This window comes from Roseibium algicola, from assembly GCF_001999245.1.
GTDB classification, from domain to species: Bacteria; Pseudomonadota; Alphaproteobacteria; order Rhizobiales; family Stappiaceae; genus Roseibium; species Roseibium algicola.
This window is the reverse complement of sequence record NZ_CP019630.1, coordinates 142,673-167,216: the sequence shown is the minus strand read 5'-3', so window position 1 is coordinate 167,216 and position 24,544 is coordinate 142,673. Positions and strand designations below refer to the sequence as shown.

Genomic DNA, 24,544 nt, shown 5'->3' with positions numbered 1-24,544 from the left:
CCGGATTGCCCCACTTGCGCCATGAAGGACCGATTTAAGCCCCTTCAGGGAATTGCCCGAGCCGGATCAAGTGGATAATGTGCGCCACTCATGAAGGGGCCGTGCCCGGGCAGACGTGCCGGGCCGAAGAAGTGAATGCAGGAAATAGACACGCATGTCTGACATTTTTCGTGAAGTCGATGAAGATATCCGCCAGGAAAAATACCGTCGGCTTTGGGACCGCTTCGGTCCGTGGGTGCTTGGCGTTGCGGTCTTGATCATTGTCGGAACCGGCGGCTATCGCGGCTGGCTCTACTGGCAGGAACAGCAGTCCCAGAGCGCTGGCGACACGTTCTTTGAAGCCGTGAGGCTTTCCGAAGCCCAGAACTACGAAGAAGCAGCAGCTCTTTACGGTGAACTGGACAACGCCCTTGGCGGATACCCGGCCTTGGCGAAACTGCGTCAGGCAACCGATCTTTCCAATTCCGGCAAGACTGAAGAAGCCCTGGCCGAATTCGATGCCCTGTCGCGCGATACCAGCATCATGGATGCTCTGCGTGATGTTGCAGCGCTGCGTGCTGCTTATCTTGCCGTCGACACCCAAGGCTACGGCGATATTGCCGACCGGGTCGAGAAGCTGACCGGCGACACAGGTCCGTTCCGTGCAGCTGCACGCGAACTTCTTGCCCTAAGTGCATGGAAAGCCGGCGATATTGAAACAGCCCGTCAGTGGATTTCCGCTCTTGAAGACGACGCGGAAACACCGGCAGACGTGAGCCGACGCGTGTCGATCCTGAGTGACGTGATCCGGTCCAGCAACGGCGAAGCCAAGGCGGACAGTGAAGGAAACAACCAGTGAGTTTTGTAACCGTTTCTTTCCGCAGACGCGGTGTTTTTGGTGCCATTGCGCTTTCGCTCGTCCTCACCGGTTGCGGGTCGGTCAGCGAATTTACCGAGAACATAAACCCGTTTGCTCGCGAGAAAATCCTCAAGGGTGAGCGCCAGCCCGTTTTCGACGGTGCCGATCCGGCAGCCGAAGCGCTTGGCCAGGCAGCAAAGGTCGGTTCTGCGACCGGCGGGCAGTCCTGGTCAACAGCCGGTGGTGGCCTGACCAACGATCCGGGCAACGTCGCCATATCCGTCTCCGGCAATCGTGCCTGGCGCGCTCAGGTCGGCTCGTCCGGCGGCGGGCTGACAACATCCGCACTTCGGGTGTCTTCCCGTCCGGTCAGCGATGGCAACCGTATTTACGTCTACAAGCCGAATGGCGAAGTCGTAGCGTTGTCGACGGGCGGTGGACGCCAGTGGACCCAGAACCTGCGTCCGGAAGGCGAAAGGGATGTGGGGCCTGGTGGTGGTGTCGCCGTTGAAGGCGGCGTTGTCTACGCAGCCACCAGCTATCGTCAGGTGGCGGCTCTTGAAGCGGGCTCCGGCCGGGAAATCTGGAAAGTCGACATCGACACGCCGGCTCGCGGTGCGCCTGTTGCCGGTGCCGGTCATGTCATCGTTGTATCCCAGTCCAACGAAGTCTATGCCCTGAAGCAGTCTGACGGCAGCGTTGCCTGGACTTATGCAGGTATCGAGGAAACCGCTGGTCTGTTGTCTGCGGCCAATCCGGCCATTTCCGGCAACCGTGTCATCGTGCCGTTCTCCTCCGGTGAAATCATGGCAATCGACATCAAGTCGGGCGAACCGGCCTGGATCGATGGCGTGTCGCGCGGCTTCAGGACACTTGCCCTGTCAGGTCTCGCGGACGTTTCTGCGAGCCCGGTTGTCTCCGGCAGTACGGTTTATGCCACTGGTGTTGCCGGCCGCACGGTTGCGGTGGATGCCCGCACCGGCCAGCGTCGCTGGGAACAGGATCTCGGCAGCGTGCACACGCCGGTTGTCTCCGGCAGCGCGTTGTTCATGGTTGATCTCGACGACCGTATGGTCGCCCTCAATCTGAAAAACGGGGAAACCCTCTGGGCAACGGCCTTGCCGCGTCCGGAAAAGAAGAAGAAGCGCCGCAACTGGGCTGGCCCGATCCTGGCAAATGGGGCACTGGTTGCCTTTTCCAGCGACGGTCAGATCGCAATCGTGGATGCCGCTTCTGGAAAAACCATGTTGACGCAGCGGACCAATACGGATGTCTATGTGACACCGATTGTCGCCGGAGGCCGGATTATCGTGCTGACAGGCAATGACGGCGTCGCTGCCTTCAACTAGCATTTGAGGCAGGGCCCGAAGAGGCCCGCCTATCAGGAGAATCTGCTGTGGGCGCTACTGTCGCCATTATCGGACGGCCGAATGTCGGCAAGTCCACCCTGTTCAATCGCCTTGTGGGCAAGCGCCTGGCGCTGGTAGACGACACACCTGGTGTGACGCGAGACCGGCGGCCGGGCGATGCCCGTTTGGGCGACTTGCGCTTCACGATCATCGACACCGCCGGTCTCGAAGATGCGGACAAGGAATCCCTTGAGGGCCGCATGCGCCGGCAGACCGAGGAGGCGATCGAAACCGCCGACGCGGTTCTGTTCGTGATTGACGCTCGTGCTGGTGTAACGCCGCTTGATGCCCATTTTGCCGAAGTCGCACGCAAGACCACCCGTCCGGTGATCCTGCTGGCCAACAAGGCGGAAGGCCGGGCTGGAGAGAGCGGACTTTACGAATCCTATTCGCTTGGTCTTGGTGATCCGATTGCAATCTCCGCTGAACACGGCGAAGGGCTTGCTGATCTCTATGACGCTCTGAAACCTCATGTCGACCGGGTCACGGAAGAAGAAGAGGCAAAGCGCGAAGAGGCGATCACCAATGTGGATGTCGACGAGGACGGTGAATTCGTCGAGGACGAAGAGCCGGTTGGCACCATTGAAAGACCGCTGCGCGTCGCCATTGTCGGCCGCCCGAATGCGGGCAAGTCGACGCTGATCAACCGCATGCTGGGTGAAGACCGCATGCTGACCGGACCGGAAGCAGGCATCACGCGCGATTCCATCTCGGTAGATTGGGTCTGGCGCGACAGGCATATCAAGCTGTTCGATACGGCCGGTATCCGGAAAAAGGCGCGCGTTCAGGAAAAGCTCGAAAAGCTTTCCGTGGCTGACGCTCTGCGTGCGATCAAGTTCGCCGAAGTGGTCGTTGTCACGCTGGACGCCACCATGTCCTTCGAGAAGCAGGACCTGCAGATCATCGATCTGGTCGCGCGCGAAGGCCGCGCGCTGGTGATTGCGATCAACAAGTGGGACCTGATCGAAGACCGGGAAGAAGCCTGGAAGAAAATCAAGGATGCCAACGAGCGGTATTTCAACCAGATCCGCGGTGTTCAGATCGCGACTTTGTCCGGCCAGCAAGGGCAGGGCGTCGATCGCCTGATCGAAAGCGTCTTTACCGCCTACGAGGCCTGGAATTCGCGTGTCTCGACCGCCAAACTGAACCGTTGGCTGGACAAGGTTACCGCGAACCATCCGCCCCCCGCAGTTGCCGGACGCCGGGTGCGCCTGCGTTACATGACCCAGCCCAAGACGCGGCCGCCACATTTCGTGGTTTTTTGTTCGCGTCCCGAACAATTGCCGGAAAGCTACACGCGCTATCTGGTCAACTCGCTGCGCCAGACCTTCAACATACACGGAACTCCCATTCGCCTGTCCTATCGCAAAGGCGAAAACCCTTACGCCCCGAAGAGAAAACGGGGCTGAGTGGGGAGGGCAGCCTGCCATTTTGCCAGGCTGCCAGCCAGTATTCTTCTTTCCTGGCGGGAAAGCAGCTTCCCGCCGCGCTATCGACACTTAAGGGAGTTTGAACCATGTCCATCGACCGGCTGGAATTCGCCGTTGCCCTTGCCGAAAAGGCTGGCGAGCTCGGTCTCGACTATTTTCACAAGCTGGACACGCTGACGATTACGCAGAAGGGTCATCAGGACCTCGTCTCGGAAGCGGACCGCAATGTGGAAACGCTCATCCGCGCGGAACTCGCAAAGAGCTATCCGGACGACGGTATCCTGGGCGAAGAGCATGGCATGGAAGAAGGGTCTTCGGGCTACACCTGGGTTACCGACCCGATCGACGGTACGGCAAATTTCGTTGCCGGCATTCCGCAGTGGTGCGTCATCATCTCCTGCGTTCATCAGGGCCAGGTGATTGTCGGTGTGATCCATGATCCGGTGTCCAAGGAAACCTTCAAGGCTGCCGCCGGTCACGGTGCGTTCCTCAATGGCAAGCCGATCCGTGCCTCCGACAGCGAAAGCCTTTCTCACGGTTCAGTCGGTGTTGGTTTCAATGGCCGCACTGCCGTTACGGATGCGGTCAACGTCGTCGGTGCTCTGGTCTCCAAGGGCGGTGTGTTCTTCCGCAACGCCTCGGGCGGTCTGATGCTTGCCTACGCGGCTTCCGGGCGCCTAATCGGCTATGTAGAATCCCACATGAACGCCTGGGACTGCCTTGCAGGCATGCTGATCACCAAGGAAGCCGGTGGTGAAGTTCTGGAACAGGACATCAACCAGTCCCTTTACAACGGCGCACGTGTCGTTGTTGGCGCTCCCGGCGTCTTTGCCGATCTGAAGGAAATCGCCGAAAGTTCCTTTGCGCCTTTCGAAGCTGCTTAATCAGCCTCACACATGCTGGTCGACAAGAACCGGGTTTCCATCCGGGTCGACCAGCATGAAGCTGGCCCGACCACTGCCGGCCTCGTCAGCTTCGGATGCGAAAGTGTATCCCTTCGCCTTCAGCACCTTTTGGATGTCCCGTACATCCTGAAAATCTTCCAGTGTCCTGGCATCCTGATCCCAGCCGGGATTGAAGGTGAGTATGTTCTTGTCGAACATGCCCTGAAACAGCCCGATGATGGTATCGCCATTCTTCAGGACCGACCAGTTGTCCGCGTCCGAGATGCCGATATCCACGAAGCCAAGTCCTTCGTAGAACGCCTTCGATTTTTCGAGATCCTTGACGGCCAGACTGACCGAGAACGCGCCGAGTTTCATCTTCCTGGCTCCTCTGCAGCGACCGCCGCTGGATACCCTGCATGCTTTCAAAGTTCCAGAAAGGAAGCAAGTTCCAGGCGGGTCTTCTCGGTAAAATGAAAGCCCTTCCAGCCAAGCGCCTTCGCTACGCGAACGTTTGTGGCGCTGTCGTCGATCAGCAAGATCTCGGACGGGGCAACCTTGAGAGTGTCGCTGACATGGGCGAAGAACGCGGTGTCCGGCTTGGCTGACTTGATGCGGCCGGAAGAGAAAATCCGGCTAACCAGCGAGCCGAAGCCGGACTGGTGCTCGATGTAGCTGGAGCGGCGATCTTCATTGTTCGTCGCAATCACCTGAACGACGTCATGGCTTGTCAGATGTTCAAGCAGGCTGCAGGTGAAGGGATCCCGCAGATCATCCTTGGCAAACCAGTAGTCGAGAAGTTCTCCCGCATCCAGAAGGTAGCCGCTCCGGTCAAGCCAGTCTTGCAGGTGAGTTTTTATGTCCCGTTTCCCGGAGATGACTTGCAGGAAGGAGGCATCGAACACGCCGCGTTCGAATGCATCGAGTGCAATTCCGAGGTCGCTCTCCAGCGTGTCAGCCCAGATGAACCTGCCGTCGACGACATTGCGGTTTAGAACGCCGTCGAAATCCCAGGCGATGACACTGATATCTGACCGCATGGCATGCTTCCCTTCCGATCATCGACCGGAAGGCGTAAAGCGAATGAACGGGCTATGCAACCCTTGATTGGATCAGCCCAGCAGGATCCGCCTTAGGGCTGAATCCATTCTCCGCTGACGCGGTCGTACAGGCGGCCGGTTTCCAGAACGTCCGGCATCAGCAAGGGCAGAAGATCTGCCGCAACATAATCTGGCGTCGGAAGATTGGTGGCAAGCTCGCCCGGCATTGCCTTGGCACGCAGCCCTGTACGGGTAGGGCCCGGGTCGGCCAGGTTGATCTTCATGTTCGTCTTCAGGCTTTCATTCGCCCAGGTCCGCGCCATGGCTTCCACGGAAGCCTTGCTGATGGACTGAAGGCCCCAGAAAGGTGTGCAGGTGCTTGCATGAACGGAAGACAGGAACAGTGCACGGCCCGCGTCCGACTGGCGCAGGAGCGGGTCCAGAGAGCGGATCAGCCGCCAGTTGGCAACGACATTCACCGCTGTCACTTTCTCGAAGTCCTTCGGGCTGATGTGGCCGATCGGCGACAGAACACCCAGCATGCCGGCATTGGCAACGAAGATATCGAGCTTCTTCCAGCGTTCGTAGATCGCGGCGCCAAGCCGGTCGAGCGCGTCGAAGTCGGTCAGGTCAAGCGGGACGAGCGTTGTTTCCCCGCCTGCGGAGCGGATCTCGTCATCGAGGTCTTCCAGGCCGCCGACAGTCCGCGCAAGCGCAATGACATGTGCACCACGTTCGCCGAGCTGCTTTGCGATCTGATAGCCAATTCCGCGGGAGGCGCCGGTGACGAGAGCGACCCGGCCTTCAAAGTCTTTGATCATGCGTGATCTCTTAGATCAATTTGCCTTCCGGCGGTACCGCCGAAAGGCATAAATTGAAGCGGTCCAAAGAGTTTTGAGCGCTTTAGCCGACCTCGACCAGGCGAGGGGCGCTGACGAAGTCCTGATCCTCGGAAAGATCGGTCAGCGGTGTCGGGTAATCGCCGGTGAAACAATGATCCGTGAACTGCGGGTTGGCATCGTCGCGGCCATCGTAGCCCATGGCCTTGTAGATGCCATCGACGGACAGGAAGGCCAGGCTGTCGGCACCGATATAGGCGCGCATTTCCTCAAGACCGTATTTTGCAGCCAGCAGTTTTTCACGCACCGGCGTATCGATGCCGTAGTAGTCGGAATACTTGATCGGCGGGCTGGCCAGGCGGAAGTGAACTTCCTTCGCACCCGCTTCGCGGATCATCTGCACGATCTTGACCGATGTTGTTCCGCGCACAAGGCTGTCGTCCACAAGCACGACGCGCTTGCCTTCGATCTGAGCCCGGTTGGCGGAGTGTTTCATCTTCACGCCAAGTGCGCGGATCTGCTGGGTCGGTTCGATGAACGTGCGGCCGACATAGTGGTTGCGGATGATGCCGAGTTCGAACGGCACGCCGCTTTCCTGGCTGAAGCCGATGGCCGCCGGCACACCGCTGTCCGGCACCGGAACGATCACGTCGGCTTCGACGTTGGATTCCCGGGCCAGCTGGCGCCCCATTTCCCGGCGAACGTCGTAGACGCTGCGACCGCCGACAACGCTGTCGGGGCGGGAGAAGTAGATGTATTCGAAGATACACGGACGAGCCGGGCGTTTGCCGAACGGGAAGAAGGATTCAATCCCTGTTGACGTGCAAACGATAACTTCGCCGTTTTCCACTTCGCGGATGAACTTTGCCCCGATGATATCGAGAGCGCATGTCTCCGAGGCCAGGATCGGAGCACCGTTCAGGTCGCCCAGGACCAACGGGCGAATGCCGAGCGGGTCACGCGCGCCGATCAGTTTCTTCGACGTCAGAGCCACCAGAGAATAGGCACCTTCCATCTGGGTGATCGCATCGATGAAACGTTCGACGATCTTCCCCTTGCGCGAGCGGGCAACGAGCTGCAGGACCACCTCTGAATCGGAGGTCGACTGGCAGATTGCTCCGTCTCGGATCAACTGGCGGCGCAGGGTGAGGGCGTTGGTGAAGTTGCCGTTGTGGCAAACGGCAATGCCGCCACCGTCCAGCTCGGCAAAGAGCGGCTGCACGTTCCGCAGGATGGTTTCACCGGTCGTCGAGTACCGAACGTGGCCGACAGCGGCCTTTCCGCTCAGCCGTTCGATGGTGTCGGCGTCGGAGAAATGATCGCCCACAAGGCCGAGATGGCGTTCCGCACGGAACTGCTCGTTGTCAACGGTGACGATCCCCGCTGCTTCCTGCCCGCGGTGCTGGAGCGCATGAAGCCCGAGCGCGGTCAGCGCGCTGGCATCCTCATGACCCAGAATGCCGAAAACACCGCATTCTTCGCGCAAGGTATCTGCATTGATGTCGAACGGTTCGTGCACGTCGGTTCCGCCAGCCATGGCGAACACTCCTTCGTTCTGGCCGGTGGGAGGACCGGCCGGGTCTTGCGGTCAAAAGTCTGTCATCGTCACTCAGGTGGACGAAACATTGGCCGCTTTGCAAATGGTACATCGTCCCGCACATATTTGGGTGCGGGATGCCTCATTCAACGCTGCACCTCAAGCGGTGCCCGTTACTGCCCCAGTCTCGGTTAGTGTCCCTGGTTTATGCCCAAGGCCTGTTAGTTACTATCCGTCGTCAGCTGTTCAAGTCCCTGACGTTCTGAATCGCTGTAGGCCGGTTCATCAGTCGGGGTTGCTCCCCCTCCGGCCTGGTTGTTCTGCCGGATCTTGTCCAGGATCGCCTTTTCCGGGTCTTCTGGCAGCACAGCCACCAGCCGTTCACCGATGGACAGCAGGATCGGCCGCGACTTGGCGGTCTTGACCCAGTTCGGCTGCTGTTCCGGCTGGACGAACCAGTTGAAGAACATCATCGCGACGACGACCAGCAGCAGACCGCGCACAGCTCCGAACACGAACCCGAGGGTCCGGTCGAGGGCGCCGATCCGGCTGTCGAGCACGAAATCGGAAATCCGCATGGTGATATAGCTGACAACAAGCAGCGTGACCAGAAAGACTGCCGCGGCAGATACGCCCATGGCAACCAGGTCATGGTTGATATACTGCTTGGTGTAAGGAAGAACCCGTTCGTACAGCAGGAATGCCGCAGCTGCCGCAGCCACCCAGGAAACGATGGAAAGAACTTCCCTGACAAATCCGCGGATCATCGCAAGGACCGCCGAGATGAACATGATGACCAAGAGCAGTCCGTCCAGCAGCGTTATCGGCATGTTCCTGAAAAATCCTCTGTCTGGCGCTCTTTCAAGAGCTTAAACTTTTTGCCCAAACCCGTCACCATCTTGCGTCAGGTCTGCCCCGTAGCACTAGCCTCCGCCGAAAGTTTGGCAACAAAGTCCCCAAGTTCCGGCACGCCTGTCGTCCTGAACGAAGACACGGTGCCGTCCTTGAGATTGCCCTCCGGACAGTAAGCCTGATCGAAGCCGAGTTTCTCGGCTTCTTTCAGTCTGGAAGGGGCTTGGGCGACCGGCCTGATGGCCCCCGACAGGCTGACTTCGCCGAAATAGACGCAATTGGCCGGAAGGGCAAGTCCGCTGAGTGAGGAGATTAACGCTGCTGCCACGGCAAGATCGGCTCCAGGCTCGTTGATCTTGAGACCACCGGCGACGTTCAGATAGACATCATGTTGTGAAAAGCGGACGCCGCACCGCGCTTCAAGCACGGCCAGGATCATGGAAAGCCGCGCGCTGTCCCAGCCAATGACGGCCCTGCGCGGTGTTCCCAGCGAAGACTGCGCCACCAGTGCTTGGATCTCGATCAGGAGAGGTCTTGAGCCTTCCAGACCGGCGAAAACGGCTGCACCGGGCGCAGACGTGTTTCTGTCTCCCAGGAACAGGGCGGAAGGATTGGGGACTTCCTGCAGCCCCTTGCCGGTCATCTCGAAAACGCCGATTTCATCCGTCGCGCCGAAGCGGTTCTTGACCGAGCGCAGGATACGATACTGGTGAGCGCCGTCGCCCTCGAAATAGAGCACGGCGTCGACCATGTGCTCAACCACGCGCGGACCTGCAATCTGCCCGTCCTTGGTCACATGGCCGACAAGAACAAGGGTGGTGCCGTTCTTCTTGGCATAACGCACCATCGCCTGGGCGGACGCACGCACCTGCGTCACGGTGCCGGGAGGAGATTCCACCTGGTCTGTCCAGAGCGTCTGAATGGAGTCGAGGATGAGTAGGGCCGGCGCCGTGTCGGCTTCCAGCGTCGCCAGAATGTCTTCAACGCTCGTTTCCGCAGCCAGTGCCACGGGTGCCTGGGCGAGACCCAGCCTTTCGGCCCGGAGCCGAACCTGTCCAATGGCTTCTTCGCCCGAAATATAGACGGTCTTGTGCCCGAGGTTGGCCAGTTGCGCAGCCGCCTGGATCAGCAATGTGGACTTGCCGATGCCGGGGTCGCCGCCGACAAGCAGGGCAGACCCTCGTACGAAGCCGCCACCGGTCACCCGGTCAAGTTCAGGCACCTTCGTCTGGATGCGCGGGGCTTCCTTGGCATCGCCGGAAAGGCCGACAAGGGGAATGACACGGCCCTTGCTGCGGGAAGCCCTGCCGGGGCCGCCACCGACGCCGCCGCCGGTCTGCTCCTCCACGATGGTGTTCCATTCACCGCAGCTTTCACAACGGCCAACCCACTTGGCGGTAACCGCGCCGCAGGACTGGCAGACGAAGGATGTGGAGCGCCGTGCCATGCAAATTGCCTTTCGCTCTCGGCTCCGGTCAGGTCAGGGGCGCATAGACGCGCTCAAACCGACGTCCGAGGCTTGTCAGATATTCGTAGTCGATGGTTTCCGCATAAGCGGCAAGATCGGAAGCTGCAACACCTGGCCCCAGCATTTCCACAAACGCGCCGCGCTGAAGCAGGTGTTCAGGCACATCCGTCACGTCGAGCGTGATCATGTCCATTGAAATCCGGCCGAGGATCGGCGCCTTGTAACCGCCGATCAGCCCGAAGCCGCCCGGGTGGTCGTCCGTGGAGCCGGCACGGCGGATCATGCCATCGGCATAACCGGCGGCCACGACGGCATTGCGCAAGGGGCGCCTTGCGGTTTGTTTCGCGCCATAGCCGATCGTATCGCCCTGTGGAACGTCGCGCACGATCATGATGCGTGCTTCCACCTTGGCGACCGGTTTCATCGGGTTGGGCTCGGTTTCGATGGCCAGCCCGCCGTAAAGCGCGATCCCGGGACGGACAAGGTCGAAGTGGTAATCCGGACCAAGCAGCACCCCGGCGGAATTTGCCAGCGACCGCGGAATATGAGGGAAGGGGGCGGTTGTCTCTGTAAACAGCTTGAGCTGTCGCCGGTTCATTTCGTGGTCGGGCGTCGAGCCACAGGCAAGATGGCTCATCACCAGCGATGGCTGGAACGGCCCCAGAACGGCGTTGTCACCCAGAGCGCGGGTGAGTTCAGCCGGAGACAGGCCCAAACGGTGGATGCCGGTATCGACATGGACAGCGGCGGCATTGTTCTTGCCCGACGCCTTGCAGACTTCTGCCCATTCCAGGAGTTCTTCCAGACTGCCGAGGACGGGACGGATGTCATGGGTCAGAAAGTGGTCGGCCGTTCCCGGAAACAGCCCGTCGAGCACGTAGATGACGGCGTCCGGAAGACTTGCACGTAACGTCAGGGCCTCGGTCGGCACCGCGACGAAAAACGTCCTGCATCCCGCTTGGTAGAGGGCTGCAGCGGTTTTGTCCTGTCCGGTTCCATAGGCATCGGCCTTCAGAACGGCAGCGCAATCGGTGCTGTCGCTTACCTTGCCTTTCAGCAAGGACCAGTTCGACACGATCGCATCGAGGTCGATCGTCAGTCGTCCGCCGTAAAGATCAGATGGGAAGGCTTGTTCAATCGTCGCAGGCACGGTCCGGATATCTCTCCAGTCAGAATCAATGTCTGAAATTCGAGAGTGAGCTTAGCGCATCGAGGCGCATTTGCACCAACGGCCAAACCGCCAAAACCGTGACCAAGTGAAGCGCACTGCAGCGCTCCCCCCGGGAAGTGCGCTGAAGAGCGGAAGCTCAATCCATATAGAGGAATTCGACGCCGGCTTCGCCGGAGCGCACCCACCGAATTTCACCGTAAAACCGCAATTTCCGGCTTTCGATTTCGATGGTGATACGCTGATGCCGTTCAAGACCCTTGGTGTTGGTCGCAACGCGGCAACCACCGACGCTGATGTCTTCGACCACACAGGGGCGATGGGTCGCGTCCTGCTTCAAAAGGCCGGACCACTTGCATCTTTTGCGCGGAAAGATGCGAGCTTCTTCGAGGAGTTTTTGTGCCGACGAATACAAGATGCGGTCACCTGGAAAAGATTTTAGGCGAAATTCTTTCTACTTAAAGTAAGTGAGGAGTTTTAACAGTGGCTTAATCGTGAGCGACGGCGTGTCCATTGCCAAATGCCGCAAGTGAGCCGCAGACGAGAGCTTGAACGCAGCATCAGGCGGCTATCGGGGCATCTTGTCTCAAGGACCGTCCGAAATCGCGAAGACGCCTGTTATTCGTAGCGTTCGGGCAGGTGATCTTCTTCGGCAAGATCGGAGAAGCGGGTGTACTGGCCTTCAAAGTGCAGGTTCGCCGTACCGGTCGGGCCGTGACGCTGCTTGGCGATGATGACTTCTGCCTTGCCCTTGAGCCGCTCCATGTCCCGTTGCCAGTTTTCGTGTTCGACAGTTCCGAATTCCGGCTCGGTCTTGGACAGGTAATATTCTTCACGGAACACGAACAGGATCACGTCGGCGTCCTGCTCGATGGAGCCTGATTCACGCAGATCCGACATCATCGGTCGTTTGTCGTCACGCGATTCCACCTGACGGGAGAGCTGTGACAGCGCGATGATGGGGACGTGAAGTTCCTTCGCAAGCGCCTTCAGACCCGTTGTGATTTCGGTGATTTCCTGAACGCGGTTGCCGGAGTTCTTGTTCGAGCCCGACAATAGCTGGATATAGTCGACCACGAGCAGGTCGAGACCGCGCTGACGCTTCAGACGCCGCGCCTTGGCAACCAGCGAGGCGATGGAAATACCACCGGTCTGGTCCACATGAAGCGGGACGGCCTGCATGGTCTGGGCACAGGCGGCCAGCTTCTCGAATTCCGCTTCGGTGATATCGCCGCGGCGGATTTTCGAGGACGAGATTTCCGCCTGTTCGGAAATGATACGGGTGGCCAGCTGTTCGGCCGACATTTCCAGAGAGAAGAAGCCGACAACGCCGCCGTTGACGGTCTTGATCGAGCCGTCGGGCTGTTCTTCGGACTTGTAGGACTGGGCGATGTTGTAGGCGATGTTGGTTGCCAGGGAGGTCTTGCCCATCGCGGGACGACCGGCAAGCACGATCAAGTCCGAATGCTGCAGACCACCCATCAAACGGTCCAGTTCGCGCAGGCCTGTGGAAATACCGGAAAGGGCACCTTCGCGGTTATAGGCGGCGTGCGCCATCTCGATGGTTTCGGTCAGGGCGTCGCCAAACGCGACGAACCCGCCTTCGCTGCGGCCGGTTTCTGCAAGTTCGAACAGGCGGCGCTCGGCATCATCGATCTGCTGGGAGGGGGGCACATCGATCGGGGCGTCGAAGGCGATATTGACCATGTCCTCGCCGATGCGGATCAGATTGCGACGGATCGCCAGGTCGTAGATGGTCCGGCCGTAGTCTTCGGCGTTGATGATCGAGGCGGCATCACCGGCCAGTCGCAGAAGAAACTGGGTCGCGGACAGATCCGCAATCTTCGCGTTGGCGGGATAGAAGGTCTTCAGTGTGATTGGCGACGCGGTTTTGCCGGCGCGGATCAGATGGCTGATCTTCTCGTAGATATCCTGGTGAGCAGGCACGAAAAAATGATGTGGTTCCAGAAAGTCTGAGACCCGGTAGAACGTCTCGTTGTTAACGAGAATCGCTCCCAGAAGCTGACGTTCCGCTTCGGCATTGTGTGGTGCCAAGCGCTGGATGTCTTCTTCCGTTTCGACCTTCTGTAGCGTGCCCTTCATAACGACCCCCGTTGACCCAAGTTCATTGGGAATACTCTGTGACGGGGGAGGGCTCAAGGTTCAAAAATGGCTGATTTCGATTCCCACCGGCTTGGACAAATCAGCGGGGAAAGAATCGAATCCAGCTTGACTCTGAACTCGATTGAAGACTCAAGGGCCTACCTCTTAGTTATTGAAATTTATGATATTTTCGAGAAGATTAATAGCTGGTTAATGAATTTTCGAGCAGTTTCAAGGCCTTAAACCGGAAACTGAAAAGCCAGGATTAGGCGTGGCTTGCCATCATTCCAAAAAGTTGCCGGCAAACAAAAAAAACGGCGCTGAAGCCAGCGCCGTTTTCTAAAGTCCACAAGGGAAGCGAAGTGCTTAGGCTTCTTCTTCCGCTGCTTCTTCGGAAGCTTCTGCACCTTCTTCGGTGTCTTCTGCTTCTTCGTCTTCTTCGAATTCGAAGACGTCCATTTCCGGCGTGGAGAGATCTTCGCCGGCAGCCTGACGGACAGCTTCGTCTTCAGAACGGGCGACGTTGACGCTGATGGCGACTTCGACTTCCGGGTGCAGCTGGATCAGAACGCTGTGCAGACCGATCGTCTTGATCGGGTTGCGCAGTTCAACCTGGCTGCGGGAAACGGAGAAGCCGGCATTGGTCAGGCCGTCAGCAATATCGCGCGTGGAAACGGAACCGTAGAGCTGGCCGGTTTCACCAGCGGAACGGATCATCACCAGGGATTCGCCGTCGAGCTTGGAGGCAACGCCTTCAGCTTCGTTCTTGCGCTCAAGGTTACGAGCTTCGAGCTGAACGCGTTCACGCTCAAAACGCTCGAGGTTCGACTTGTTGGCGCGCAGTGCCTTGCCCTGCGGCAGCAGGAAGTTACGGGCATAGCCGTCGCGTACGCGAACGGTGTCGCCCATCTGGCCGAGCTTGGCGATGCGCTCAAGAAGGATAACTTGCATGTCATTTCTCCTACTGTCCCACCCGTTGAGGATGGTTAGAGGCCGTTTGCCCGCGGCCCCAATTCGGGTCTTCCGGGAAGCCCCGAAAGAAACGTCTCAAGATTTTCGAGAAACGCTTAGCTGATCACGAACGGCAGCAGGCCGAGCAGGCGGGCGCGCTTGATCGCACGGGCCAGTTCACGCTGCTTCTTCGCGGAAACCGCGGTGATGCGGCTCGGAACAATCTTGCCGCGCTCGGAAATGTAGCGCTGCAGCAGACGGATGTCCTTGTAGTCGATCTTCGGCGCGTTGGTGCCGGAGAACGGGCAGGTCTTCCGGCGACGGAAGAACGGACGGCGGCTCGGGAGCTGTGCAATATCAACCATCAATCTTACTCCCCTTCTGCGCGGCGCGGAGCGCGCTCACCGCGGTCGCCACCGCGTCCACCGCGGTCACCGCCGCGATCGCCACCACCAAAGCGGCCACCACGATCGCCACCACGGCGGTCGTCACGGTCGCGCTTCTGCATCATTGCAGACGGCTCTTCGTCGAGTTCATCGACCTTGAAGGTCATGAAACGCAGAACGTCTTCGCTCAGACCCATCTGACGCTCCATCTCGGCAACCGCGGCGTGCGGAGCGTTGATGTTCATGAGGGTGTAGTGAGCCTTGCGGTTCTTCTTGATGCGGTATGCGAGGGAACGCAGACCCCAGTTTTCCACCTTGCCGATAGTACCGCCAGCGCCTTCGATGAGGCCCTTGTACTGTTCGACGAGTTGTTCGACCTGCTGGGCCGAAACGTCCTGGCGAGCCAGGAATACGTGCTCGTAAAGAGGCATGGAAATAGCCTTTCTTCGTGTTGACAACGCGGGATCGGCGCAGAGCCTCCTCGTAGCCCCGGAAAGGCACGAGAATTCTAACGAGAGCGGGAACACGGGAAGTCGGATCCGATCAAGGATCCTGGCGTCATGCCCTTCCGTTCAGCCCCCGGCCAAACCCCGGATGAAGCGCGCTCTATACTCTGTTTTGCGGAAATTGCAAGCAGCATACGCCCGAAAGGATCGAAAATCGGAAGACGACACGAACGCTCCCGATTTGGAAGATTGCCTGACTGTCTATATATATCGAGTTCCCGAAGCAGGTAAGGGGAGGACCGGTTTCGCGCGCAAGACAACGCCCATCGGGTTGCCGGGCATTTCAGGGATAATCAGGACAAAGGAAAACCGGCAAAACCGCCCGAAAAGCGGAAATGATTGCCCTGTGGGCCTTGACAGTTTGGTCAAGACCGTATCATAGCCTCGCGCCAAGTTCGATTTCAGCCTGCACGGGCTGTCTTCTCCGCTTTCTAATAAGCCGTCGACCTTTCGCTATAAGAACAACAAGGTCCGCTCACGAGTCACGGAGGCGTTTCCAGATGACCATTGCATTCACATTTCCCGGCCAGGGCAGTCAAGGCGTTGGAATGGGCAAAGCCCTTGCCGATGCGTTCCCGGAGGCAAAAGCCGTTTTCGACGAAGTCGACGAGGCGCTTGGCCAGAAGCTGTCCGATGTCATGTGGACTGGTCCGGAAGAAACGCTGACGCTGACAGCAAATGCTCAGCCTGCACTTATGGCGGTCAGCCTTGCGACCATGCGCGTTCTGGAAGCCCGCGGCCTCGACCTTGCCGGCAGTGTTTCCTTTGTCGCAGGACATTCTCTTGGTGAATATTCCGCGCTGGCTGCTGCCGGCAGCCTGGATATTGCGACCGCTGCAAAGCTCCTGCGCGTGCGCGGAGATGCCATGCAGGATGCGGTTCCGGCCGGTCAGGGCGCAATGGCTGCGTTGCTCGGGCTGGAGTTTGATGTTGCCGCGGAAGTGGCCGAGGCTGCCGCACAGGGCGAAGTCTGCCAGGCCGCGAACGACAATGCGCCGGGGCAGGTGGTTGTTTCCGGGCATCTGGCCGCCGTCGAGCGCGCCGTCGAGATTGCCAAGGCCAGGGGCGCGCGCCGTGCGGTGATGCTGCCGGTCAGCGCGCCGTTCCATTGTTCCCTGATGGGCCCGGCTGCCGACAAGATGGCCGAAGCTCTGGCGAATGCCGAAATCCGTTCTCCTGTCGTGCCGCTGGTCGCAAACGTGCTGGCGCGCCCGATCACTGACGCAAATGAAATTCGCGATCGTCTTGTTCAGCAGGTGACCGGTACCGTGCGTTGGCGCGAAAGCATCACCTGGCTTGCCGACAACGGTGTCGACACCTTTGTCGAGGTTGGGACAGGCAAGGTGCTGACCGGCATGGTCAAGCGGATCGCCAAGGAAGCCACCGGCATGGCGGTCAATTCTCCGGAAGACATCGACGCCCTTATGGAAAAGATCTCCGGATAAGGCTTATATCGGCCGAGGCGACGATTTGGTCCGTCGCGGACCCAAACAGGAACAATGGAAGGATCCCAAATGTTCAGCTTGGAAGGGAAAAACGCGCTTGTCACCGGTGCCACCGGTGGGATCGGCGAAGCAATCGCCCGGTCGCTCCATGCACAGGGCGCAACCGTCTCCTTGTCCGGCACGCGGGCTGAAAAGCTGGAAGCGCTTGCTGCTGATCTCGGCGAACGCGCCTATGTGACGCCGGCCAATCTGTCCGACCGCGCGGCTGTTGATGCCTTGTTGCCGGCGGCTGAAGAGAAAATGGGCTCTGTCGACATCCTGGTGAACAATGCCGGGATCACGCGCGACAACATCTTCATGCGCATGAAGGATGAAGAGTGGGATCAGGTTCTGGAAGTGAACCTGTCGTCCGGCTTCCGTCTGTGCCGCGCCGCAATCAAGGGCATGATGAAGCGTCGGTCTGGCCGCATCGTCGGCATCACGTCCGTGGTTGGCGTCACCGGAAACCCCGGTCAGGTCAATTATGCGGCGGCCAAGGCCGGCATGATCGGCATGTACAAGTCGCTTGCCCGGGAAGTCGCCAGCCGCAACATCACGGTCAATACGATTGCGCCCGGTTTCATCGAAACGGCAATGACCGATGCGCTGAACGACAAGCAAAAAGAATCGATTTTGACGAGCGTGCCTGCAGGGCGTTTGGGCACTTCCGCAGAGATTGCCGCAGCCGCCGTCTACCTGGCCAGCGATGAAGCCGCTTACGTGACCGGGCAGACCCTGCACGTTAATGGCGGCATGGCTATGATTTAAAAGGAATTTTTGCCGAGCAGGCAAAAAGAATCCGGGCCGCTCACAAGCGGTCTGGATCGGCTGGTAAAGGTCAACAAAGTGTGTTACCAACCCGCCGATTGTTTCGAATTGCACAGTTGGCCAAATAAACTGGCCTGGTGTGCGGCGACATCTTAAAGACCGCGAGTTCGCGCCACCGCTTGTTTGCAAACCGGATGGGGGCAGTTTCGCGAGTGACGAATAGATGAAAACTAAGGAAGTGAAAGATGAGCGATATCGCGGATCGGGTAAAGAAAATCGTCGTTGAGCACCTCGGCGTAGATGCTGACAAAGTTGTTGAAGGTGCAAGCTTCATCGACGACCTGGGCGCAGACAGCCTTGACACGGTCGAGCTGGTCATGGCGTTCGAAGAAGAATTCGGCGTAGAAATCCCGGACACCGCAGCAGAAACCATCCTGACCGTTGGCGATGCTGTCAAATTCCTGGAAGCCAACAAGTAAGGGTAACCCCTTTCTTGTGAATGTTTGAAGATCGGGCCGGCGGGGCGAAACCCCGCCTGGCCCTTCCAACGTAAGTGCGGGTGTATGAGGCGAGTTGTCGTAACTGGGTTGGGCATGGTGACGCCGCTTGGCTGTGGTGTCGATGTCACTTGGAAAAAGATCCTTGAAGGACAGAGCGGGGCCAACAAGGTCACGAATTTCAAAGTTGACGATCTGGCCTGCCAGATCGCATGTCAGATCCCGCGTGACTCGTCCGTTGAAGGCGCGTTCAATCCGGATGACTGGATGGACGTCAAGGAACAACGCAAGGTCGATGATTTCATCGTCTACGCGATGGCGGCTGCCGATCAGGCAATGGCCGATTCCGGCTACAAGGCCGAGACTTACGAACAACAGGTGCGCTCTGGCGTTTTGATCGGCTCCGGCATCGGTGGTCTTCAGGGCATCGAGCAGGGCGCCAATCTGCTGGCCGAAAAAGGCCCGCGCCGCATTTCTCCGTTTTTCATTCCCGGCCGTCTGATCAACCTTGCCGGCGGGTATGTCTCGATCCGTCACAGCCTGAAGGGCCCGAACCACGCTGTCGTGACCGCGTGTTCGACCGGCGCGCACGCCATTGGCGATGCATCGCGGTTGATTGCCTTCGGTGATGCGGATGTCATGGTTGCCGGCGGTACGGAATCTCCGGTCTGTCGTCTTGCACTCGCGGGCTTTGCTGCCTGCCGTGCGCTTTCCACGGCTTTCAACGACACTCCCGAAAAAGGTTCCCGCCCTTACGACGTCGCCCGCGACGGCTTTGTGATGGGCGAAGGTGCCGGTGTCGTCGTGCTCGAAGAATACGAGCATGCAGTTCGCCGCGGCGCAAAGATCTACGGTGAGATCATCGGTTACGGCTTATCCGGCGATGCATATCACATCACCGCTCCGTCCTCTGATGGGGATGGTGCCTACCGTTGCATGGAAGCTGCGCTGAAGCGCGCCCAGGTCACGCCGGCCGACATCGACTATGTGAATGCTCATGGAACCTCGACGCCGCTTGGTGACGAGATCGAACTTGGCGCTGTCACCCGGCTTGCGGGAGAACATGCCGCCGATCTGACAATGTCATCGACCAAGTCCTCCATCGGTCACCTTCTCGGTGCTGCTGGTGCGGTCGAGGCCATTTTCTCGGTTCTGGCCATGCGTGACGGTATGGCTCCGCCGACGATCAACCTCGATAATCCGTCTGTCGAGACGGTTATCGACTTGGTGCCGCACAAGCCGAAGAAGCTGGATATCAATGTCGCCCTTTCGAACTCGTTCGGCTTCGGCGGCACAAATGCCTCGCTTGTCTTCCGCAAAGTTGCCGCATAACCCATTCAAGTTCTTCAGGCCGGTCCGATTCTCTCGGGCCGGCCTGAAACTTTGATTGTGACAACTGGTCCGTTTGAGCCTAAGTCAGGGATTTGGGGGCTCAATCTTGGAGGTGCGACCCAATATGCGCATTAAGCCCAAAAGCCCGCGTGAAGCCTTGCAGCCGGAACCGGCGCCTGCGCCTCCGCAACGCTCCAGGCACGTACGCAACCCCTTCGTCATTCTGATCAACATGGTCATCACATTGACCGTGTTCGGACTTGCCGCGTTCGGGGGCGCGCTTTATTTCGGCAAACAGAAATTCGAGGAAAAAGGCCCGCTGCAGAAGGACGCCACCGTGGTGATTTCTTCAGGTGCCGGGCTTTCCGGTATTACCGACAGGCTTTCAGGGCAGGGCGTCATCAGCGACAATCTGCTGGACGAGTGGATCTTCAACCTGGGCATCCGCTTCTACAAGAACGCCACCAAACTGAAAGCCGGTGAATACGCTTTTGCGCCCGGCGTCTCGATGCAGGAGATCATGACCGATCTGGTGGAAGGCAATGCCGTCACCCATTCGGTAACGATCCCGGAAGGCTGGACCACCGCCCAGATCATCGAGCGCGTGCGCGAGCACCCAGTGCTTGTAGGCGAGATTACCGAAGTTCCGGAAGAAGGTGCACTGCTTCCCGAAACCTATACCTTTGCACGCGGCGCCTCGCGCCAGGAAGTTCTCAACCAGATGAAAGCGGCGCAGTCCAAGCTGCTGAGCGAAATCTGGGGTCGCCGGACGGAAGGCCTGCCGGTCGAAACGCCGGAAGACCTGGTTATTCTCGCGTCGATCGTGGAAAAGGAAACAGCCCTGGCAGACGAGCGACCGCGTGTCGCCGGTGTTTTCGTGAACCGTCTCAACAAGAACATGCGCCTGCAGTCCGACCCTACGATCCTTTACGGTCTTTATGGCGGTGAAGCGTGGCTCAAGGACCGCTCGGCAATCAAGCAATCCGAGCTGAAGGCGGACAACAAATACAACACCTACCAGATCGACGGCTTGCCGCCAGGACCGATCGGTAATCCGGGCCGCGCAGCCATGGAAGCGGTCGCCAATCCTTCCCGCACGCAGGATCTCTATTTCGTGGCCGACGGAACCGGTGGCCACATCTTTGCCGAGACCTACGAGCAGCACCAGGCAAACGTCCGCAAGTGGCGTCAGGTGGAAAGAGACCGTCGTCAGGCGGAGCAGAACCAGGAAACGCAGCCAGCCACATCCAATTGACAGGAGCCCGCCTTTGCGGCGGGCCGGTGGCGGCACATTCGCAAAGGGGGGCACATGGCACTTGCCAGCATGACGGGCTTTGCACGGGCCCTTGGAGAATCCGGATCGGTTCGCTGGACCTGGGAACTGAGATCTGTCAACGGCAAGTCCCTTGACCTTCGTATCCGCATCCCGACGGGTTTGGAGACGCTCGAACCGAAGATCCGCGAGCGTTGCGGCAAGCTTCTTCGGCGCGGAAATGTTTCCGTTGGGCTCTCCATGCAGAGAGACCAGTCCGAACAGCAGCTCCAGGTCAATGAATCGGCTCTTGAAGCTGTCCTTGCGACAATCGATCTCCTCAAGAACCGGGTACCTGATCTTGCTCCGCCGTCGCTTGACGCCATTCTGGCGCAAAAAGGCGTCTTTGAGCTCAAGGAGCCCGAAGAAGACGAAGCGGTTCAGGCAGCGCTTCACAACACTCTTCTGACGACCCTGGATGCTGCGCTGATTGACCTTGTCGACATGCGCCACAGCGAGGGGCAGGCAATTGGCAGGGTGGTACGAGATCAGATCGACAGGATCGCCGAACTGACCCAGGCCGCCGAGGATCTGCCTGCGCGCAAACCGGACGCCATAAAGGCACGGCTGAAGCGACAGCTCGCAGAGCTGATGGATGCCTCGGACGGTCAACTGGATCCACAGCGCGTGCATCAGGAAGCTGTCTTCCTGGCAACCAAGGCTGACATCCGTGAGGAGCTGGATCGCCTGCATGCCCATGTGGCAGCCGTGCGTGAATTGATGGACACCGGTGGAGCAATCGGAAGGCGCCTGGATTTCCTGGCTCAGGAATTTAACCGGGAAGCCAACACTTTGTGTTCAAAGTCCAACGACGTGGACCTGACAGCCATTGGGCTGGACCTGAAGTCCGTTATCGATCAAATGCGTGAGCAGATACAGAATCTGGAGTGAGCCACATGACCGACGCACCTGCCGGTACCTCAACGGGAACCACTGTCAGTGCGGAACAGGCCGAGCAGCAGCGCCGTGGCCTGATGCTGGTGCTGTCGTCACCGTCCGGAGCCGGAAAGTCGACGATCGCGCGCCTCCTGCTGCAGAACGAAGACAATCTTGCCCTGTCGATCTCCGTGACCACGCGGCCACGCAGGTCCAGCGAAGTTGACGGCGTGCACTACCACTTCATTGATGCCGGCAGGTTCGAGCAGATGCGCGAGCACGATGAGCTTCTGGAGTGGGCCGAGGTGCATGGCAACTACTACGCCACACCGCGTGGACCGGTCGAAAATGCTATTGAAAATGGCAAGGACATCCTGTTCGACATCGATATTCAGGGAACCTTCCAGCTCTATGAAAAGATGCGTGACGATGTCGTTTCCATCTTCATTTTGCCGCCGTCCATCGCGGAAATGAAATCACGGCTGAAGCGGCGTGCTGAAGATGAGGACACTGTTATCCTCAAGCGGATGAAGACTGCGGTCGGTGAAATGCGCCACTGGTCGAAATACGATTATGTTGTGGTGAATGACGACCTGGAACGCGCTTACGAAAACGTTCGTGCAATCCTGAAAGCAGAAAGACTGAAGCAGTTCCGCTCGCCGAAAATCGGTCCGCTCATTCAGGGCATGGTCGATGATCTGGAAAACGAGCTGGCCGAAAAATCCTGACGTCTCAAGCGCTGTTTGGACTGGCCATTCAGCGTCAATAGAAGCTAGGAAGACGAAGAACCTGCACCTGCGACATGAGCTGTATCCCTTTGCTCTGCTCGAGAGGCTGTCTCTGAAAACCTCTGCCGAAAGAGCTTGGCGACGCGATCCTTGACCTCCGACAGCATCGGGTGGAAACGCAGTCTTTCGTGAAAGCTCATCCATGACTCTCCCTGAGCGAGTGGGGAAGCGGTCAGGCGTGTCAGCCCCTCCGTTTCCGCGATCCAGTCTGGTAGAACGCCCATGGCGTGCCCGGCGTTCAGAATATTGCAGAGCGATACGGAATTGTTGACGGCGTAGCGGCATGTCTTGCCCAGCAGAATGGCGTTGAGCAACTGCGAGGACTTGAGCCGCGCCCGGCTGCCGCAATATCCCGCCCAGATCTGTTCCTGCCAGGTCGAGGGGTCAACAGCGTCCGGCCGCTTTCGGCAGTAGTCCTTTGAGGCGTAGACGTGAAACTGGATCTCACCCAGTTTCTGGACAATCAGGTGCGGATGTTTAGGCTGTCTGTTCCCGATGGCGATGTCGGCGGAGTTCCGGCTGAGATCCCAGAAGGCATCGTCCGCGAAAAATTCTATCCGGACACCGTCAAGACCATCGGTTATCTGGTCGACGTGCCGTGTCAGATAATGCTGCCCCCATTCACCGAGCGTGATCCTGCAGACCTGCTCTTTTGAGCCGACCTTTTCCAGATCAACCGCGCGCCTGAAGTCCGCCGCTCCGCGTGCCATGGATCTGGCAATCTTGATCAAACGTCGGCCACCACCCGTCAGTTCGTAGCCGGTCTGGCGTCGATCGAACAATTGTACGTCCAACTGTTCTTCTAACCGCGCAATATGGCGGCCGACGGTTGGTTGGGACAGGCAAAGAACCTGGGCGGCTTTGCTGAGGCTCTGATTCTCGGCAACAGCAAGAAAGACGCGTACGGCATCCCAGTCAAAATCGATTTCATTCATTTTTGAATGATATCATGCAGCATCATTCAATTACATTCAGAAAAGGTTCTGACATCTTCTGCCCGTCATCAACGGGAGATGAGACAATGGTCAGCTTTTTAAGGGTCCTGTTTTCAAGAAAACGAAACGTTTGGTACACCGGTCCGGACAAGGCTGACCGAAGAAACCAAATGCCGGATTGGATGATGCGGGATCTCGGGTTGGATAACCCGGACAACCTGAAAGCCGTTCAGGCGGGCAAGTGCCGTAAACCGGAACTTTCCAGCATCCTGCCAGTCGTCAAACTGCCTGAGCGGCCCTGAACGTGTTGGCAAGTTCAACGAACCCTGCGATGTCGATTTCTTCGGCACGGGCCGTCGGCTTCAACCCGGCCTTCGTGACGAGGTCTTCTGCGTCCGGTGTCAGTGACCTGAGGCTGGCACGCAGCATCTTGCGTCTCTGGCCAAAGGCCGCAGCGGTAATCTTTTCAAGGGCTTTCAGGTCGCAGGGCAGGGGCGAAGGATTTGGCGTCAGATGAACCACAGCCGACGTCACTTTCGGGGGCGGCGTGAACGCCTTTGGGCTGATGTCGAACAGGATCCCGCCCTTGCAGCGCCAGCCTGCCAGAACTGCAAGCCTGCCATAGGCCTTGGACGCGGGGGGCGCGCTGATCCGTTCACCGACTTCCTTCTGGAACATCAGCGTCAGCGACGACCAGAATGGCGGCCACTGCGGTGTCGTGATCCAATTGATAAGCAGCTGGGTGCCAACGTTGTAAGGCAAGTTCGCGGCAATGCGGACCTTGTCTCCTCCAGTCAGAGCCACCGGATCGATTTCAAGGGCATCGCCTTCGATGACTTCCAGGCGCCCTGGATAGTGTGCCGAGATTTCGGCAAGAGCCGGCAGGCAGCGGCTGTCCTTTTCAATCGCGATCACCCGCTTCGCTCCGGCGGCCAGAAGGGCACGTGTCAGCCCACCGGGACCAGGGCCGACTTCCAGAACGGTGCAATCTTCAAGACTGCCGGCAGATCGGGCGATGCGAGAGGTGAGATTGAGATCGAGAAGGAAGTTCTGTCCCAGTGACTTTTTCGCATTGAGACCATGAGCGGCGATGACGTCGCGCAACGGGGGCAGGTCGTCTATCTGAGCCATTGATCGCTGT

The 24,544-nt window shown here is 58.8% G+C and carries 26 protein-coding genes; 12 read left to right on the top strand and 14 right to left on the bottom strand.

The window, feature by feature from the left end; translation table 11 throughout:
- Positions 1–154 precede the first annotated feature (154 nt).
- From B0E33_RS00750 to B0E33_RS00735, 4 genes are all read left to right on the top strand, one after another.
- Positions 155–838 carry a tetratricopeptide repeat protein gene (locus B0E33_RS00750; protein WP_023003950.1) on the top strand — a complete coding sequence of 228 codons (684 nt, stop codon included), beginning with the start codon at positions 155–157 and terminating at the stop codon, positions 836–838.
- Positions 835–2,187 (top strand): outer membrane protein assembly factor BamB family protein, encoded by a 1,353-nt coding sequence (locus tag B0E33_RS00745; RefSeq protein WP_077290118.1) that lies wholly within the window; start codon positions 835–837, stop codon positions 2,185–2,187. Before B0E33_RS00750 ends, B0E33_RS00745 begins: the two co-directional genes overlap by 4 nt.
- A gap of 47 nt (positions 2,188–2,234) precedes the next feature.
- Positions 2,235–3,656 (top strand): ribosome biogenesis GTPase Der, encoded by a 1,422-nt coding sequence (gene der / locus B0E33_RS00740; protein WP_023003952.1) that lies wholly within the window; start codon positions 2,235–2,237, stop codon positions 3,654–3,656.
- A 107-nt stretch (positions 3,657–3,763) separates the two neighbouring features.
- Positions 3,764–4,561 (top strand): inositol monophosphatase family protein, encoded by a 798-nt coding sequence (locus B0E33_RS00735; protein WP_077290117.1) that lies wholly within the window; start codon positions 3,764–3,766, stop codon positions 4,559–4,561.
- A gap of 6 nt (positions 4,562–4,567) precedes the next feature.
- Here B0E33_RS00735 and B0E33_RS00730 read toward each other — a convergent pair whose 3' ends face one another.
- The 12 genes from B0E33_RS00730 to rpsF form a co-directional block, all read right to left on the bottom strand.
- Positions 4,568–4,939, bottom strand: a complete 372-nt coding sequence (locus B0E33_RS00730; RefSeq protein WP_077290116.1) for a VOC family protein — start codon at positions 4,937–4,939, stop codon at positions 4,568–4,570.
- Positions 4,940–4,986: 47 nt separating this feature from the next.
- Positions 4,987–5,601, bottom strand: a complete 615-nt coding sequence (locus B0E33_RS00725) for an HAD family hydrolase (RefSeq protein ID WP_075281550.1) — start codon at positions 5,599–5,601, stop codon at positions 4,987–4,989.
- Between the two features lie 92 nt (positions 5,602–5,693).
- Positions 5,694–6,422 (bottom strand): SDR family NAD(P)-dependent oxidoreductase, encoded by a 729-nt coding sequence (locus B0E33_RS00720; protein WP_077290115.1) that lies wholly within the window; start codon positions 6,420–6,422, stop codon positions 5,694–5,696.
- An 82-nt stretch (positions 6,423–6,504) separates the two neighbouring features.
- Positions 6,505–7,977, bottom strand: a complete 1,473-nt coding sequence (purF, locus tag B0E33_RS00715; protein ID WP_023003957.1) for an amidophosphoribosyltransferase — start codon at positions 7,975–7,977, stop codon at positions 6,505–6,507.
- A 221-nt stretch (positions 7,978–8,198) separates the two neighbouring features.
- Positions 8,199–8,807 carry a CvpA family protein gene (locus B0E33_RS00710; protein WP_023003958.1) on the bottom strand — a complete coding sequence of 203 codons (609 nt, stop codon included), beginning with the start codon at positions 8,805–8,807 and terminating at the stop codon, positions 8,199–8,201.
- Between the two features lie 74 nt (positions 8,808–8,881).
- Complete coding sequence (gene radA / locus B0E33_RS00705; RefSeq protein ID WP_023003959.1) at positions 8,882–10,276, bottom strand: DNA repair protein RadA; 1,395 nt, start codon at positions 10,274–10,276, stop codon at positions 8,882–8,884.
- Between the two features lie 28 nt (positions 10,277–10,304).
- Entirely contained in the window at positions 10,305–11,447 is a 1,143-nt protein-coding gene (gene alr / locus B0E33_RS00700; protein WP_077290114.1) for an alanine racemase, read from the bottom strand.
- 157 nt (positions 11,448–11,604) lie between these two features.
- Positions 11,605–11,805 (bottom strand): PilZ domain-containing protein, encoded by a 201-nt coding sequence (locus B0E33_RS00695; RefSeq protein WP_158514193.1) that lies wholly within the window; start codon positions 11,803–11,805, stop codon positions 11,605–11,607.
- Between the two features lie 278 nt (positions 11,806–12,083).
- Positions 12,084–13,568 carry a replicative DNA helicase gene (locus tag B0E33_RS00690; protein ID WP_023003962.1) on the bottom strand — a complete coding sequence of 495 codons (1,485 nt, stop codon included), beginning with the start codon at positions 13,566–13,568 and terminating at the stop codon, positions 12,084–12,086.
- Between the two features lie 366 nt (positions 13,569–13,934).
- On the bottom strand, positions 13,935–14,519 hold the full coding sequence (rplI, locus tag B0E33_RS00685; RefSeq protein WP_023003963.1) for a 50S ribosomal protein L9: 585 nt from the start codon (positions 14,517–14,519) through the stop codon (positions 13,935–13,937).
- A gap of 116 nt (positions 14,520–14,635) precedes the next feature.
- Positions 14,636–14,884, bottom strand: a complete 249-nt coding sequence (gene rpsR, locus B0E33_RS00680; protein WP_023003964.1) for a 30S ribosomal protein S18 — start codon at positions 14,882–14,884, stop codon at positions 14,636–14,638.
- Positions 14,885–14,889: 5 nt separating this feature from the next.
- Positions 14,890–15,336: a 30S ribosomal protein S6 gene (gene rpsF / locus B0E33_RS00675; protein WP_023003965.1), complete on the bottom strand. Its 447-nt coding sequence runs from the start codon at positions 15,334–15,336 to the stop codon at positions 14,890–14,892.
- A 575-nt stretch (positions 15,337–15,911) separates the two neighbouring features.
- Here rpsF and fabD point away from each other — a divergent pair.
- The 7 genes from fabD to gmk all read left to right on the top strand — a co-directional run bounded on the left by fabD (position 15,912) and on the right by gmk (position 22,408).
- Positions 15,912–16,856 (top strand): ACP S-malonyltransferase, encoded by a 945-nt coding sequence (gene fabD, locus B0E33_RS00670; protein ID WP_023003966.1) that lies wholly within the window; start codon positions 15,912–15,914, stop codon positions 16,854–16,856.
- A gap of 69 nt (positions 16,857–16,925) precedes the next feature.
- Positions 16,926–17,663 carry a 3-oxoacyl-[acyl-carrier-protein] reductase gene (gene fabG / locus B0E33_RS00665; RefSeq protein WP_031270724.1) on the top strand — a complete coding sequence of 246 codons (738 nt, stop codon included), beginning with the start codon at positions 16,926–16,928 and terminating at the stop codon, positions 17,661–17,663.
- A gap of 245 nt (positions 17,664–17,908) precedes the next feature.
- A complete protein-coding gene (locus tag B0E33_RS00660; RefSeq protein ID WP_006931822.1) occupies positions 17,909–18,142 on the top strand; it encodes an acyl carrier protein in 234 nt (77 codons plus the stop codon).
- An 84-nt stretch (positions 18,143–18,226) separates the two neighbouring features.
- Positions 18,227–19,492 (top strand): beta-ketoacyl-ACP synthase II, encoded by a 1,266-nt coding sequence (gene fabF / locus B0E33_RS00655; protein WP_031270725.1) that lies wholly within the window; start codon positions 18,227–18,229, stop codon positions 19,490–19,492.
- A 124-nt stretch (positions 19,493–19,616) separates the two neighbouring features.
- On the top strand, positions 19,617–20,747 hold the full coding sequence (gene mltG, locus B0E33_RS00650) for an endolytic transglycosylase MltG (RefSeq protein WP_023003969.1): 1,131 nt from the start codon (positions 19,617–19,619) through the stop codon (positions 20,745–20,747).
- Between the two features lie 54 nt (positions 20,748–20,801).
- On the top strand, positions 20,802–21,695 hold the full coding sequence (locus B0E33_RS00645) for a YicC/YloC family endoribonuclease (protein ID WP_077290112.1): 894 nt from the start codon (positions 20,802–20,804) through the stop codon (positions 21,693–21,695).
- A gap of 5 nt (positions 21,696–21,700) precedes the next feature.
- Positions 21,701–22,408 carry a guanylate kinase gene (gmk, locus tag B0E33_RS00640; protein WP_023003971.1) on the top strand — a complete coding sequence of 236 codons (708 nt, stop codon included), beginning with the start codon at positions 21,701–21,703 and terminating at the stop codon, positions 22,406–22,408.
- A 44-nt stretch (positions 22,409–22,452) separates the two neighbouring features.
- Here the strand turns inward: gmk and B0E33_RS00635 are convergent, their stop codons facing one another.
- Positions 22,453–23,403 (bottom strand): LysR family transcriptional regulator, encoded by a 951-nt coding sequence (locus B0E33_RS00635; RefSeq protein ID WP_077290111.1) that lies wholly within the window; start codon positions 23,401–23,403, stop codon positions 22,453–22,455.
- Positions 23,404–23,417: 14 nt separating this feature from the next.
- Between B0E33_RS00635 and B0E33_RS30745 the strand changes: the two genes are divergently transcribed.
- Positions 23,418–23,705 carry a hypothetical protein gene (locus B0E33_RS30745; protein ID WP_156912296.1) on the top strand — a complete coding sequence of 96 codons (288 nt, stop codon included), beginning with the start codon at positions 23,418–23,420 and terminating at the stop codon, positions 23,703–23,705.
- On the opposite strand, the gene rsmA is transcribed toward B0E33_RS30745, so the two are convergent.
- Positions 23,683–24,534, bottom strand: a complete 852-nt coding sequence (rsmA, locus tag B0E33_RS00630; RefSeq protein ID WP_077290110.1) for a 16S rRNA (adenine(1518)-N(6)/adenine(1519)-N(6))-dimethyltransferase RsmA — start codon at positions 24,532–24,534, stop codon at positions 23,683–23,685. The genes B0E33_RS30745 and rsmA overlap by 23 nt on opposite strands.
- Between the last annotated feature and the right edge of the window lie 10 nt (positions 24,535–24,544).

Bases quoted from the DNA above. Each gene is read 5' to 3' on its own strand.
- rsmA (WP_077290110.1), bottom strand. From the start codon at position 24,534: ATGGCTCAGATAGACGACCTGCCCCCGTTGCGCGACGTCATCGCCGCT.
- gmk (WP_023003971.1), top strand. From the start codon at position 21,701: ATGACCGACGCACCTGCCGGTACCTCAACGGGAACCACTGTCAGTGCG.
- B0E33_RS00660 (WP_006931822.1), top strand. From the start codon at position 17,909: ATGAGCGATATCGCGGATCGGGTAAAGAAAATCGTCGTTGAGCACCTC.
- B0E33_RS00690 (WP_023003962.1), bottom strand. From the start codon at position 13,568: ATGAAGGGCACGCTACAGAAGGTCGAAACGGAAGAAGACATCCAGCGC.
- B0E33_RS30745 (WP_156912296.1), top strand. From the start codon at position 23,418: ATGCAGCATCATTCAATTACATTCAGAAAAGGTTCTGACATCTTCTGC.
- rpsR (WP_023003964.1), bottom strand. From the start codon at position 14,884: ATGGTTGATATTGCACAGCTCCCGAGCCGCCGTCCGTTCTTCCGTCGC.
- fabD (WP_023003966.1), top strand. From the start codon at position 15,912: ATGACCATTGCATTCACATTTCCCGGCCAGGGCAGTCAAGGCGTTGGA.
- fabF (WP_031270725.1), top strand. From the start codon at position 18,227: ATGAGGCGAGTTGTCGTAACTGGGTTGGGCATGGTGACGCCGCTTGGC.
- B0E33_RS00635 (WP_077290111.1), bottom strand. From the start codon at position 23,403: ATGAATGAAATCGATTTTGACTGGGATGCCGTACGCGTCTTTCTTGCT.
- B0E33_RS00735 (WP_077290117.1), top strand. From the start codon at position 3,764: ATGTCCATCGACCGGCTGGAATTCGCCGTTGCCCTTGCCGAAAAGGCT.
- rpsF (WP_023003965.1), bottom strand. From the start codon at position 15,336: ATGCCTCTTTACGAGCACGTATTCCTGGCTCGCCAGGACGTTTCGGCC.
- B0E33_RS00710 (WP_023003958.1), bottom strand. From the start codon at position 8,807: ATGCCGATAACGCTGCTGGACGGACTGCTCTTGGTCATCATGTTCATC.
- B0E33_RS00720 (WP_077290115.1), bottom strand. From the start codon at position 6,422: ATGATCAAAGACTTTGAAGGCCGGGTCGCTCTCGTCACCGGCGCCTCC.
- B0E33_RS00725 (WP_075281550.1), bottom strand. From the start codon at position 5,601: ATGCGGTCAGATATCAGTGTCATCGCCTGGGATTTCGACGGCGTTCTA.
- rplI (WP_023003963.1), bottom strand. From the start codon at position 14,519: ATGCAAGTTATCCTTCTTGAGCGCATCGCCAAGCTCGGCCAGATGGGC.
- B0E33_RS00645 (WP_077290112.1), top strand. From the start codon at position 20,802: ATGGCACTTGCCAGCATGACGGGCTTTGCACGGGCCCTTGGAGAATCC.
- purF (WP_023003957.1), bottom strand. From the start codon at position 7,977: ATGGCTGGCGGAACCGACGTGCACGAACCGTTCGACATCAATGCAGAT.
- radA (WP_023003959.1), bottom strand. From the start codon at position 10,276: ATGGCACGGCGCTCCACATCCTTCGTCTGCCAGTCCTGCGGCGCGGTT.
- B0E33_RS00730 (WP_077290116.1), bottom strand. From the start codon at position 4,939: ATGAAACTCGGCGCGTTCTCGGTCAGTCTGGCCGTCAAGGATCTCGAA.
- B0E33_RS00750 (WP_023003950.1), top strand. From the start codon at position 155: ATGTCTGACATTTTTCGTGAAGTCGATGAAGATATCCGCCAGGAAAAA.
- mltG (WP_023003969.1), top strand. From the start codon at position 19,617: ATGCGCATTAAGCCCAAAAGCCCGCGTGAAGCCTTGCAGCCGGAACCG.
- fabG (WP_031270724.1), top strand. From the start codon at position 16,926: ATGTTCAGCTTGGAAGGGAAAAACGCGCTTGTCACCGGTGCCACCGGT.